The following is an 11,854-nucleotide window of genomic DNA, read 5'->3' as shown; positions in this document are numbered from 1 at the left end:
CGGTGACGCTCACAGATCGATGAGCTGCTGTCGTGGCTCCTCCCGCGGCGGCCCCCCTCCAGGGCGGGCCGCCGCGCGGCGTATCGCCAGCGTGCCGCCCGCCCCGGCCGCGAAGCCCACCGCCAGCCCCGGTATCGCCCACCACACGGCGTCCACCGCCGGGACCGGGCCGTCGGCCTCGGCCGAGGCCGTCCGCACCGGGCCGCCGAGCAGCCCCGACCGGTCCAGCCGCTCGAAGACCGAGCGCGGCGCCCGATGCCAGCGGATGTCGTCGTCCTCCACATCCGGCGCCGGATCCGAGCGCACCCACGGTGTGCCGTCCTCGGCGACGAACAGCTGATCCTGCCGCTGCATCGCCACGTCCCCGCCCGGCGGACTGTCGGTCATGGGCCGGCCGCCCACCCCCGTCAGCCCCCACACCACCATGAGCCGCACCGGCGGATGCCGGCCCTCGGTCCACGCCTCGGGCACCCGCTCGGTCCCGGTGTACGTCGGCTCCAGCAGCTGCCACAGCCGGGCGAACCGCGGTTCCCCGGACCGCACCGCGGTCGGCTGCCCCGCGCCGCCCGCGACCACCATCGCCAGATCGGGAGCCCGCCCCGCACCCCCTACCGCACCGCCCACAGCACCGCCCATCGCCCCGCCCACCGCCCCGGCCGCCGGTGCTCCGCCGCACAGCGCCAGCACCGCCGACACCGGCCCCAGCAGCACCAGTCGCGCAGCCATCCGCCCCCTGGGCACCCTCATCCGCCCTCGACCTCCCCGTGCCGATCCCGTCCGCCCGTGCCCCTCACGCGTCCCGCAACTCCTGCCGGGGCCCCGGCTCGTCCCTCCGGCTGCCCAGCGGCACCCGCGAGACGAAGGGCCGCAGCGTCAGCGCCAGCACCGCCCCGGCCGCACCGCCGGGCAGGGCCCACCACCAGTCGGTGTCCTCGCCCGTCCCCGAAGCCGCCACGGGCCGGGACGCCGCGGCACCCTCCACCGGCGCCTCCGTCTCCGTCTCCGGGACGCTCCCGTGCTCCCCGCCGGCCGTGTACACCTCCCGCAGCGCGAAGGACGACAGGTCCGCACCACCGTCCCCCTGACTCAGCACGCCCACGTCCGCCAGCAGGGCCCGCAGCCGCTCGGGATTCGGGGCACGGTGCCAGCTGCCGTCCGTCCGTTCGGTGACGTCCATCGCCCGGTGCACCCAGACGTCCTCGCCCCCGGTGACGGGGAAGATCTGGTCGACCCGCCACGGAGAGGTGTCGTGTACCAGCCAGGTGACGGTGACGCGCCGGTCCGCCATCGCGTCCTTGGGCGGGGTGCCCGGGGTGCCCGCCTGGAGGAGGGAATCCAGCTGGGCGTACCTGCGGTCCGAGGCGTACAGCCCTCCCGCCTTCCCGGTCTCCGGGGAGGCCAGGAACGCGCTCGTCGGCCCCCCGGCCGAGGCCGGTGCCGCCCCCCACACCAGCATCCCCAGCGCCACCGTCAACGCCCCTGCCGACGCCGTCAGCCGACGCCGTCCGCCTCTCGAACCGAGCACTCGCCCGCGCATCCGAACCCCCAAGCAGTCGATCACCGAGCGGCCCGTCCGCGAGCCGCGTGTCAGTTCTGGTACACCGCCCGGCCCGCCGGGGTTCCCACCCCCGACCGACTATTCGGAGGCCCCTTCCGGCGACTGCGCGGCCTCCAGCGACATCGCGATCTCCGTCGCACGCTCCTTCGACGCGACGCCCTCAAGACGCAGCGTGAGGATGTCGTCGTCCGCCGTGCCCGTCCCGTGCATCCACAGCAGGGTCGGCCCCGCCGTCCGCTCCTCGCGGGTGTACGGAGAACCGTCCGCGCCCACCAGCCAGAAGCTCAGCAGATGCGGTCGCGCGAACCACAGCGCGGGCTCCGGCGCCGAGGAGCGGCCCAGCGTGAGCCACTCCGGCTGCTCCCGCACGGTCTTGATGAAACCGGTGTCCAGCCGGGCCGAGAACTCGTCCAGCCGGATCGTCCGGCCGCCCTCCTGCCAGCACAGGCTCACCAGGAACCGCCCCCGCGGCTCCCCGGTCACCGTCACCGCGTCCGGCGCGCCCAGCGCCCCCGGCACGGCCGGCTCGAACCCGGCCCGGCGCCCGGCCTGCGCGAGCGACACCGAACCCGAGCCCTCGCAGCGAGGCACCTCGGCGCTCGCCGACGGCCGGGCGGACGGGTCGTAGCGCACCTCGACCCCGCCGAAGCCGAACCAGTCGAAGACCGCCGCCCGCACCGGGGGAGTGAGCACGAGCACTGTGAGCAGACCGCACAGCGCCGCCGTCAGCGAACGCCGGCGCGCCGCCACCCACCGCCGCGCCGCCCGCATCCGCTCCCGGGCCCCCGCCGGCTCGGCCACCGGCGTCGGGATCCGCTCGGCGAGTATCTGCCCCAGCACCCGCTCGGCCATCGTCTCGGCACCGGCCGGCTCAGGCCGGTCCAGGGACCGCCCGAGCGAGCGCAGCTCCTCCGGCAGCCCGCGGCTGCCGTCACCGTCGTACGCCTCGCGCTCCTCACTCATGCTTCTCACCTCCTTCCCCGGGCTCGAAATCCGGCAGCAGCTTGCCGAGCTTGCGCAGTGCGCGGTTGAGCCGGGACTTCACCGTCCCGCGGGGCCAGCCCAGCGCCTGGGCCGTCTCCGGCTCGTCCATCTCCAGCAGATAGCGGTAGGTGACGACCAGGCGGTGCTCCTCGCTCAGTTTCTCCAGGGCGGCCAGCAGGGCCGCGCGGCGCTCCTGGCGCAGCGTCGCCGCCGCCGGGTCCGCCGATTCCGGTATCAGCGGCTCGGCCTCCACGAAGGCGGCCTCCCGGCCGGCGAGCGTGCGCTGCCGGGCCGCCGTGCGCACTGTGTTCCTCGTCTCATTGGCGACGATCGACAACAGCCACGGCCGGAACGCCGAACCGTCCCGGAACCGCCCCAGCGCGCAGTACGCCTTGACGAAGGCCTGCTGCACCACGTCCTCCGCGTCCGCACCGGCTCCGAGCGCGGCGGCCGCCCGCAGCGCGATGCCCGTATGGGCACGTACCAACTGGGCGTACGCCTCCGGATCCCCGGCGCGTACGCGAGCGATCACCGCGGCCTCATCGACGATGCGGCCCCCCTCCCGCGTTCTCACACCCTTGTTACACCGCAGCAGACGGATCGGTTCCCACCTGTTGCGGACCAGTTCGCGATCGGTTCCGGATCGGGCGCCGAGACCTGAGAGAATGGTGAGCATGGCTTCTGACCGACCCCGTGTGCTCTCCGGAATCCAGCCCACCGCAGGCTCGTTCCACCTCGGCAACTACCTGGGCGCCGTCCGCCAGTGGGTGGCCCTCCAGGAGACCCACGACGCGTTCTACATGGTCGTCGACCTGCACGCGATCACGGTCCCGCAGGACCCGGCGGAGCTGCGCGGGAACACCCGGCTGGCCGTCGCCCAGCTCCTCGCCGCCGGTCTCGACCCCGAGCGCTGCACGCTCTTCGTCCAGAGCCATGTCCCCGAGCACGCCCAGCTCGGCTGGGTCATGAACTGCCTCACCGGTTTCGGCGAGGCCTCCCGCATGACCCAGTTCAAGGACAAGTCCGCCAAGCAGGGCACGGAGCGGGCCTCGGTCGGCCTGTTCACGTACCCGGTCCTCCAGGTCGCCGACATCCTGCTCTACCAGGCCCACGAGGTCCCGGTCGGCGAGGACCAGCGCCAGCACATCGAGCTGACCCGCGACCTCGCCGAGCGCTTCAACGGCCGGTTCGGCGCGACCTTCACGATCCCCAAGCCGTACATCCTCAAAGAGACGGCGAAGATCTACGACCTTCAGGACCCGTCGATCAAGATGAGCAAGTCGGCGTCCACGCCGAAGGGTCTGATCAACCTCCTCGACGAGCCCAAGGCCACCGCGAAGAAGGTCAAGAGCGCGGTCACCGACACCGACACCGTCATCCGCTACGACGCCGCGAACAAGCCGGGCGTCAGCAACCTGCTCACGATCTACTCGACCCTCACGGGGGCCGGAATCGCGGAACTGGAGCAGAAGTACGACGGCAAGGGCTACGGTGCGCTCAAGACGGACCTCGCCGAGGTCATGGTCGAGTTCGTGACGCCGTTCCGGGAGCGGACCCAGCAGTATCTGGACGACCCGGAGACGCTCGACTCGATCCTGGCCAAGGGTGCCGAGAAGGCGCGTGCCGTCGCCGCGGAGACGCTGGCGCAGGCCTACGACAGGGTCGGCTTCCTGCCCGCCAAGCACTGAGGCGCACCACCGCACACACGTACTACTGGCAGAGCGCTGCACATCACTTCCCTTGCGCCTGCCCGCAGCACAGCCGTGGCCGTACAGTCGATAGCCGACGGCTGAGAGAACCGACCGTCACGACGACAGGAGACGACGTGGGGACCGTAACGATCGGCGTGTCGATCGCGGTCCCGGAGCCTCACGGCAGCCTGCTCCAGGAGCGGCGCGCGGGCTTCGGCGACGCCGCGGCTCACGGCATCCCCACGCATGTCACCCTGCTGCCGCCCACCGAGGTGGACGCCTCGCTGCTGCCGGCGATCGAGGCGCACCTGATGGAGGTGGCGGCGGCCGGGCGGCCCTTCCCGATGCGGCTGTCCGGCACGGGGACCTTCCGGCCCCTGTCACCGGTCGTCTTCGTCCAGGTCGTCCAGGGGGCGGACGCCTGTACGTGGCTGCAGAAGCAGGTGCGGGACGCGTCCGGTCCGGTGGCGCGTGAGCTTCAGTTCCCGTACCACCCGCATGTGACGGTCGCGCACGGCATCGACGAGGCGGCGATGGACCGCGCGTTCGAGGAACTCGCCGACTACGAGGCCGAGTGGCCCTGCACCGGGTTCGCGCTCTACGAGCAGGGCGCGGACGGCGTGTGGCGCAAGCTCCGGGAGTACGCCTTCGGCGGGGCGGTGGTGCCGCCGCAGGCGAGCCACGTCAAGCGCGGGTCGATCCCGGCGAGTTGACTCGCCGGGAGGGCCGGACAAAGGTCGTGGGTGATCTGCGGGCCGGTGGGGGCTGGTCGCGCCCCTGACACCGGCGACGCCGATCTCCCGCCTAGGGCGTGCTGTGAAAGTGCTAGATCGGTAGCCGCCGGAACACGCCACGCGGCAGGTGCCGCAGCGCCGACATCACCATGCGCAGAGCCCCGGGTACCCACACCGTCTCCGACCGGCGCCTGAGCCCCAGCTCGATCGCCGTCGCCACGGCTTCCGGGGTCGTCGACAGGGGGGATTCCTCCAGCCCGGCGGTCATCTTCGAGCGTACGAAGCCGGGGCGTACGACCATCACGTGGGCGCCCGTGCCGTGCAGAGCGTCACCGAGGCCCTGGGCGAAGGTGTCGAGTCCCGCCTTGCTTGAGCCGTAGATGAAGTTGGCGCGGCGGGCGCGTTCGCCGGCCACCGAGGACAGCACGACCAGGGAGCCGTGGCCCTGGTTCTGGAGGGCGCCGGCGCAGATCAGGCCCGCCGAGACCGCGCCGGTGTAGTTCGTCTGGGCCACGCGCACCGCGGCCACCGGGTCGCGCTCGTCGTGGGCCTGGTCGCCGAGGACGCCGAACGCCAGCAGCACGAGGTCGATGTCCCCCTCGGCGAAGATCTTGCCGAGCACCCACTCGTGGGACTCGGTGTCCAGCGCGTCGAAGGCGACGGTGTGCACGCGGGCGCCCAGCGCGCGCAGTTGCTCGGCCGACTCCTCCAGGGCGGGGGTCGGACGTCCCGCCAGCCACACCGTGCGGGTGCGCCGGGCGATCAGCCGGCGGGCGGTCGCCATCGCGATCTCGGACGTGCCGCCGAGGACGAGCAGGGACTGGGGGAGGCCGAAGGCGTCCTTCATGACGGCTCCTTGGGGGAGGGGGCGGTGAGGGGTGGAGTGGCGGGCCACAGGCCGACGGGCGTGGGCTACAGGCCGAGGCGGCGGGAGAGGTCCGATGTGAAGACCCCGCGCGGGTCCGTCTCGGCGCGCAGGGCGCGGAAGTCGGCCACGCGCGGGTACATCGCGGCGAGCAGCTCCGGGCGCAGGCGGGAGTCCTTGGCGAGGTAGACGCGGCCGCCCGCCGAGGCCACCTCCTCGTCCAGTTCGTCGAGGAGGGGGCTGAGGCCGGGCAGGTTCGCCGGGATGTCCAGGGCCAGCGTCCAGCCGGGGACCGGGAAGGACAGCCACCCGGGATCGGCGTCCCCGAAGCGCTTGAGGACCGCCAGGAAGGACGGGCACCGGTGGTCCGAGATGCGCCGCACGATCCGGCGCAGGGCGTCTTCCCGCCCGTGTCCGACGACGAACTGGTACTGCACGAAGCCGCCGCGGCCGTAGACGCGGTTCCAGTGGGGGACCCCGTCCAGGGGGTGGAAGAACGTGGAGATCCGCTGGAGTTCGCCGGTACGCGCGCGGGGCGCCCTGCGGTACCAGATCTCGTTGAACAGGCCGACCGTGCGGCGGCTGAGCAGGCCCTCGGGGAACAGGGCGGGCGGGGACGGAAGCTGGGAGGGGCGGAAGGCCAGCGGGTCCCTCCGTGCGCGTGTGCCGTCGCCCAGCGCCTCCAGGGGGGCGTGGTCGCCGCGGGTGAGGACCGCGCGGCCGGTCGCGGCCCCGCGGGCCAGGAGGTCGATCCAGGCCACCGAGTAGCGGTAGCGGTGGTCGGTGGCGGTGAGGCGGGCCATCAGGTCGTCGAGGTCCGTCGCGCGCTCGGTGTCGACCGACATCAGCGAGGTCTCCACCGGCAGCAACTGGAGCGTGGCCGTCAGGATCACGCCCGTCAGGCCCATGCCGCCCGCGGTCGCGTCGAACAACGGCGTCCCCCGGCCGACGGTGCGGATCTCGCCGTCCGCGGTGAGCAGTTCGAGGGAGAGGACGTGCCGGGAGAAGGACCCGGAGACATGGTGGTTCTTGCCGTGGATGTCCGCGCCGATCGCCCCGCCGACGGTCACCTGGCGGGTGCCGGGCGTCACCGGCACGAACCAGCCGAGCGGCAGCAGCACCTGCATCAGCCGGTGCAGGGAGATGCCCGCGTCGCACAGGACGGTGCCGCCGTCGGCGTCGATGGCGTGCACCCGGTCCAGGCCCGTCATGTCGAGCACGGCGCCACCGGCGTTCTGCGCCGCGTCCCCGTACGCCCGCCCCAGGCCTCTCGGGATGCCGCCCCGGGGCCCGCACGCGCGGACGGCGGCCGCGGCCTCCTCGTACGTCCGGGGGCGGATCAGACGGGCGGCGGTGGGAGCGGTGCGGCCCCATCCCGTGACGGAAACGGTGTCGGCAGGCATGTCGGCGACCGTATCGCCGGTTAACGAGCGATTCGTTGTGAAACATCCCTACTCTCCCCGAAATGGGTGATTAATGGGATGTCGCTCAATATTGCCGGAGTTACGGCGGGGTCGGCGTGAACAGTGAGTCCCCATGGACCATCTGGACCACCGAATCCTTTCGGCGCTGCGTGTGTACGGCGGTGATCCGCGCGTCGCCGGCGCCGCGCGGGCCCTGTCCTGGGCCGGTGAGCACGGTGCCCTGTGGCTGGCGGCGGGCCTCGCGGGAGCCGCCGCCGACGGAGCGCGGCGCGGCGCCTGGTTGCGCGGGACCGCGCTCACCGCGGGGGCGCACCTCGCCAGCATGGGAGTGAAGAGGGTGGTGCGCCGCCCGCGCCCCGCGCACGTCGCCCCCCTCGTACGCACCGCGGGCCGCCACTCCTTCCCCAGCTCCCACGCGGCCTCCGCAGCGGCCGCCGCGGTCGCCTTCGGCATGCTGACGGCGCGCGGCAGCACAGCGCCATCCCTGGCCGCCACGGCAGCCGCGCCCGCACGCCGGGCAGCCGCGCCCGCCCGCAAGGCAGTCGCGCCCGCCCGCCAGGCAGCCGACACCGCCCTCCGGGCAACTGACACCGCCAGCACGGCACCCCACCCTGCCCTCACGGCCACCAGCCCTGCCCTTACGCCCGCCAGCCCCGTCGGCACGGCCGCCCGCTCCGCCGACACGGCGCCTCACCTCGCCCTCACGGCCAAGCGCCTGCCGCCCACGGAACCCCACCCCGCCCTTACGACCGCCCGCCCTGCCGACACGGCCCACCCCGTAGGCACGGCCACCCGCCCCGCCGACACCACACCCCGTCCCGCCGACACCACCCCGCACCCCACCCCTCACCCCACCCTCACAGTCGCCCGCGTCGTCCTCCCGCCCCTCGCTGCCGCCGTGTGTCTCTCCCGTCTGGTCGTCGGCGTCCACTACCCCTCCGACGTGGTGGCGGGCGCCGCCCTGGGAGTTCTCACGGCGTGTGCGGGCGCGCGGTGGATGAAGGGCGGCGCGCATGACTGAGATCACGCCCCTGGCCGGTGCCACGCCCGGCACCAGAGAACCCGCGCTCCTGGAACAGCGCACGCCCCCGCGCGCCACCGGCACCACGACCCCCGGCCTCCTGCGCGGCCTCCTCCGGACCGCCCGCCCCAAACAGTGGGTCAAGAACGTCCTGGTGGTAGCCGCCCCCGCCGCCGCGGGCCAGCTCTTCACGACCCACGCCCTCACCCAACTCGCCCTCGTCTTCACCCTCTTCACCGCCTGCGCCGCGGCTGTCTACCTGATCAACGACGCCCGCGACGCGGAGGCCGACCGCGCCCACCCCACCAAACGGCACCGCCCGGTCGCGGCCGGCCAGGTCCCCGTACCGGTCGCCTACGCCGTCGGCGGCGCCCTCGCCGTCCTCGCCCCGGCCGCCGCCGCCTGGCTGAGCGACCCCCTGGTCGCCGCCCTGCTCGCCGCCTACCTGGGCATGCAACTGGCGTACTGCGTCAGCCTCAAGCACGTCCTGGTCGTCGACCTGGTGGTCGTGACCACGGGCTTCCTGATGCGGGCCATGGTCGGCGGGCTCGCGCTCGGCATCCCGCTCTCGCGCTGGTTCCTGATCACGACCGGCTTCGGCGCGCTGTTCATGGTGTCGGCCAAGCGCTACTCCGAAGCCGTGCAGATGGCCGGAAAGGCGGGCGCCACGCGCGCGTTGCTCACCGAGTACACCACCGGCTACCTGCGCTTCGTGTGGCAGCTCGCGGCCGGGGTCGCCGTCCTCGGGTACTGCCTGTGGGCGCTGGAGGAGGGCGGGGTCCCGCACACCAGCGTGCTGCCCTGGCGGCAGCTGTCCATGGTCGCGTTCATCCTCGCGATCCTCCGGTACGCCGTCTTCGCCGACCGCGGCACGGCGGGCGAACCCGAGGACGTCGTACTGCGCGACCGCGCCCTCGCCCTGATCGCGCTCGTCTGGCTCGCCATGTACGGCCTGGCGGTGGCCAATTGGTGAGGACGCGCGCGTGGGCGGACCGGCGGGAACTGCTGGGCTTCGCCGCCGCGGGCCTGCTCGCCTACGCCGTCGACACGGGCCTGTTCGTCGTCCTGCGCGGACCGGCCGGCCTCGACCCGCTCACCGCCAAGGCGCTGTCCTTCGTGGCCGGTTGCACGGTGGCCTACGCGGGCAACGCGCTCGGCACCTACCGGCACACCCGCCCCAGGGGCCTGCGCCCGTACGCCGCCTTCTTCGCGGTGAACGTCGCCGGGGCCGCCGTACAACTGCTCTGCCTCGCCGTCAGCCACTACGGCCTGGGGTTCACCTCCCCGCGCGCGGACGTCGTGTCCGGCGCCGGAGTGGGCATGGCGCTGGCGACTGTCCTGCGGTTCTGGGGAACCCGTACATGGGTCTTTCGCAACGAGGGGAGAGTCGGATCATGGACTGGCTGAAAAAGCTCCCCGTCATCGGGCCGCTCATGGCCCGGTTGATGACCACGCACGCGTGGCGGTCGTACGAGCGCATGGACCGGGTGAAATGGACGCGGCTGGCCGCGGCGATGACGTTCACCAGTTTCGTCGCGCTGTTCCCCATGCTCGCCGTGGCGGCCGCGATCGCCGCCGCCACGCTCAGCAGCGACCAGCAGAACACGCTCGAGGACAAGATCGCCGAGCAGGTGCCCGGCATCTCCGACCAGCTGAACGTCGACGGCCTGGTGGACAACGCCGGCACCATCGGCCTCATCGCCGGCGCCCTGCTGCTGTTCACCGGCATCAGCTGGGTCGGCTCCATGCGCGAGTGCCTGCGCGCGGTGTGGGAGCTGGACGACGAGGAGGACAACCCCGTCCTGCACAAGGCGAAGGACGCGGGCATCCTGCTGGGTCTCGGCGGCGCCGTGCTGGTCACGATCGCCGCCTCCGCCGTGGCGTCCGCGCTGGTCGGCCGGCTGATCAAGGAGCTGGGGATCGCCGAGGGCGGCTTCGGCAGCGTCCTGCTGCACATCGTCGCCTTCGCGGTCGCCGTCCTCGCCGACTTCCTGGTCCTGCTCTACGTCCTCACGCTGCTGCCCGGGGTCGAGCCGCCGCGCCGCCGCCTGATGGTGGCCGCGCTGATCGGCGCGATCGGCTTCGAACTGCTGAAGCTGCTGCTCAGCGGCTATATGCAGGGCGTGGCCTCGAAGAGCATGTACGGCGCCTTCGGGGTGCCGGTCGCCCTGCTGCTGTGGATCAACTTCACCTCGAAGCTCGTGGTGTTCTGCGCGGCGTGGACGGCGACCGGCACCAAGGCGGAAGAGGTCACCGACGTCGGCGTACCAGATCCGGCAGCGGCCACCGGCGGTTGACCAGGAGCGCGCCCGCCGCGAGCAGCACCAGCAGCCCACCGGTCACCCCGAGCGCGATCCCGACGCCGCTCGAACCGCCCTCGGCCGTGGCACCCACCACCGGCTTCGCGACCGGCTCGCCGTCCCCGGAGCCGCCGGCCTCGCCGGAGCCGGCGCCGGAGTCGCTGGCGCCCGGCTGGGCGCTCGCCTCGACGGCGCTCCTCGGCGGCACCAGCTCGCCCACCGGCTGGACCTTGCCGGCCGCCTTGAAGCCCCAGTCGAAGAGCTGCGCGGTCTCCTTGTAGACCTCGTTGTGCTCGTCCTTCTCCGGGTTCATGACGGTGACCAGCAGCACCTTGCCGTCGCGCTCGGCGACCCCGGTGAAGGTGGCGCCCGCGTTGGTGGTGTTGCCGTTCTTCACGCCCGCGATGCCCTGGTAGACGGAGATGCCGGCGTCCCCGCTGAGCAGCCGGTTGGTGTTCTGGATCTCGAAGGACTCGCGGACCTTCTTGCCCTTCTTGGTCTTCTTCGTCTCGCCCGGGAACTTCGCGGAGACCGTCGAGCAGTACTTCCGGAAATCCTCCTTCTGCAGTCCGGAGCGGGCGATCAGGGTCAGGTCGTAGGCGGAGGAGACCTGTCCGGGGGCGTCGTAGCCGTCGGGGGAGACCGCGTGGGTGTCGAGCGCCTGGAGTTTCTCGGCGTGCGCGTTCATCTCCGCCACGGTCTTGTCGATGCCGCCGTTCATCTTCGACAGCACATGCACGGCGTCGTTGCCGGAGCGCAGGAAGACACCCAGCCACAGATCGTGGACGGTGTAGCTCTCGCCCTCCTTTATCCCGACCAGGCTGGACCCGGATCCCACGTCCACCAGGTCGGAGGGGACCACCTTGTGCTGGGTGGAGGAGGGGAACTTCGGCAGCAGGGTGTCCGCGAACAGCATCTTCAGCGTGCTCGCGGGGGCGAGCCGCCAGTGCGCGTTGTGCGCGGCGAGCACCTCGCCGGACTCGGCGTCGGCGACGATCCACGAGCGCGCGGACAGCTTCTTGGGCAGTACGGGCACCCCGCTCGCCAGCTCGACCTGTGTCCCCGGCTGCCCGAGCCGCTCGCCGCCCACCGTCGACATGGTCGCCGGGGGAGTCGCGGACGGAGTCGGTGAGGGACTCGGGGCCGCGTGAGAGACGGGCACGCTCAGCGCGAGGGAGGCGGCAACGGCGGAAGTGACCAGCAGCGATCGCCTGGTGGTCTTCTGGGGTGCGGGCACGGACGAGAACGTACAGGGCACCGCGGGTGATGTCCCGCCC

General features: G+C 72.8%; 13 protein-coding genes and 1 pseudogene. 7 read left to right on the top strand and 7 right to left on the bottom strand.

What is annotated here, in order from left to right; translation table 11 throughout:
- Nucleotides 1-9: 9 nt before the first annotated feature.
- The 4 genes from ACFYW5_RS03845 to ACFYW5_RS03830 all read right to left on the bottom strand — a co-directional run bounded on the left by ACFYW5_RS03845 (nucleotide 10) and on the right by ACFYW5_RS03830 (nucleotide 3,074).
- Nucleotides 10-726 (bottom strand): hypothetical protein, encoded by a 717-nt coding sequence (locus tag ACFYW5_RS03845; RefSeq protein ID WP_389415320.1) that lies wholly within the window; start codon nucleotides 724-726, stop codon nucleotides 10-12.
- 64 nt (nucleotides 727-790) lie between these two features.
- Nucleotides 791-1,468 carry a hypothetical protein gene (locus ACFYW5_RS03840; protein WP_389415319.1) on the bottom strand — a complete coding sequence of 226 codons (678 nt, stop codon included), beginning with the start codon at nucleotides 1,466-1,468 and terminating at the stop codon, nucleotides 791-793.
- 168 nt (nucleotides 1,469-1,636) lie between these two features.
- Nucleotides 1,637-2,521 (bottom strand): hypothetical protein, encoded by an 885-nt coding sequence (locus tag ACFYW5_RS03835; protein ID WP_389415318.1) that lies wholly within the window; start codon nucleotides 2,519-2,521, stop codon nucleotides 1,637-1,639.
- Nucleotides 2,514-3,074 carry an RNA polymerase sigma factor gene (locus ACFYW5_RS03830; RefSeq protein WP_389415317.1) on the bottom strand — a complete coding sequence of 187 codons (561 nt, stop codon included), beginning with the start codon at nucleotides 3,072-3,074 and terminating at the stop codon, nucleotides 2,514-2,516. Before ACFYW5_RS03830 ends, ACFYW5_RS03835 begins: the two co-directional genes overlap by 8 nt.
- Before the next feature lie 142 nt (nucleotides 3,075-3,216).
- Between ACFYW5_RS03830 and trpS the strand changes: the two genes are divergently transcribed.
- Both trpS and ACFYW5_RS03820 read left to right on the top strand, forming a co-directional pair.
- Entirely contained in the window at nucleotides 3,217-4,230 is a 1,014-nt protein-coding gene (trpS, locus tag ACFYW5_RS03825) for a tryptophan--tRNA ligase (protein ID WP_389415316.1), read from the top strand.
- A 137-nt stretch (nucleotides 4,231-4,367) separates the two neighbouring features.
- Complete coding sequence (locus ACFYW5_RS03820; protein ID WP_389415315.1) at nucleotides 4,368-4,946, top strand: 2'-5' RNA ligase family protein; 579 nt, start codon at nucleotides 4,368-4,370, stop codon at nucleotides 4,944-4,946.
- 112 nt (nucleotides 4,947-5,058) lie between these two features.
- On the opposite strand, the gene ACFYW5_RS03815 is transcribed toward ACFYW5_RS03820, so the two are convergent.
- Both ACFYW5_RS03815 and ACFYW5_RS03810 read right to left on the bottom strand, forming a co-directional pair.
- Complete coding sequence (locus ACFYW5_RS03815; protein ID WP_389415314.1) at nucleotides 5,059-5,814, bottom strand: decaprenylphospho-beta-D-erythro-pentofuranosid-2-ulose 2-reductase; 756 nt, start codon at nucleotides 5,812-5,814, stop codon at nucleotides 5,059-5,061.
- 65 nt (nucleotides 5,815-5,879) lie between these two features.
- Nucleotides 5,880-7,235 (bottom strand): FAD-binding protein, encoded by a 1,356-nt coding sequence (locus ACFYW5_RS03810; RefSeq protein WP_389415313.1) that lies wholly within the window; start codon nucleotides 7,233-7,235, stop codon nucleotides 5,880-5,882.
- Between the two features lie 133 nt (nucleotides 7,236-7,368).
- Between ACFYW5_RS03810 and ACFYW5_RS03805 the strand changes: the two are divergent.
- The 5 genes and pseudogenes from ACFYW5_RS03805 to ACFYW5_RS03785 form a co-directional block, all read left to right on the top strand.
- Nucleotides 7,369-7,860: pseudogene (locus tag ACFYW5_RS03805) on the top strand (phosphatase PAP2 family protein); the annotation flags it as partial.
- A gap of 111 nt (nucleotides 7,861-7,971) precedes the next feature.
- Nucleotides 7,972-8,277, top strand: coding sequence for a phosphatase PAP2 family protein (locus ACFYW5_RS03800; RefSeq protein WP_389415633.1), 306 nt, complete (start codon nucleotides 7,972-7,974; stop codon nucleotides 8,275-8,277).
- Entirely contained in the window at nucleotides 8,270-9,250 is a 981-nt protein-coding gene (locus tag ACFYW5_RS03795; RefSeq protein WP_389415312.1) for a decaprenyl-phosphate phosphoribosyltransferase, read from the top strand. Before ACFYW5_RS03800 ends, ACFYW5_RS03795 begins: the two co-directional genes overlap by 8 nt.
- On the top strand, nucleotides 9,247-9,684 hold the full coding sequence (locus tag ACFYW5_RS03790) for a GtrA family protein (RefSeq protein ID WP_389415311.1): 438 nt from the start codon (nucleotides 9,247-9,249) through the stop codon (nucleotides 9,682-9,684). The genes ACFYW5_RS03795 and ACFYW5_RS03790 overlap by 4 nt, the downstream gene beginning before the upstream one ends.
- A complete protein-coding gene (locus ACFYW5_RS03785; protein WP_389415310.1) occupies nucleotides 9,672-10,574 on the top strand; it encodes a YihY/virulence factor BrkB family protein in 903 nt (300 codons plus the stop codon). Before ACFYW5_RS03790 ends, ACFYW5_RS03785 begins: the two co-directional genes overlap by 13 nt.
- Here the strand turns inward: ACFYW5_RS03785 and ACFYW5_RS03780 are convergent.
- Nucleotides 10,528-11,814, bottom strand: coding sequence for a D-alanyl-D-alanine carboxypeptidase family protein (locus ACFYW5_RS03780; RefSeq protein WP_389415309.1), 1,287 nt, complete (start codon nucleotides 11,812-11,814; stop codon nucleotides 10,528-10,530). The genes ACFYW5_RS03785 and ACFYW5_RS03780 overlap by 47 nt on opposite strands.
- Nucleotides 11,815-11,854: the final 40 nt, after the last annotated feature.

Origin of the sequence: Streptomyces sp. NPDC002779 (genome assembly GCF_042888685.1) — a bacterium.
Taxonomy (GTDB): Bacteria; Actinomycetota; Actinomycetes; order Streptomycetales; family Streptomycetaceae; genus Streptomyces.
This window is presented reverse-complemented; position numbering and strand designations above follow the sequence as displayed.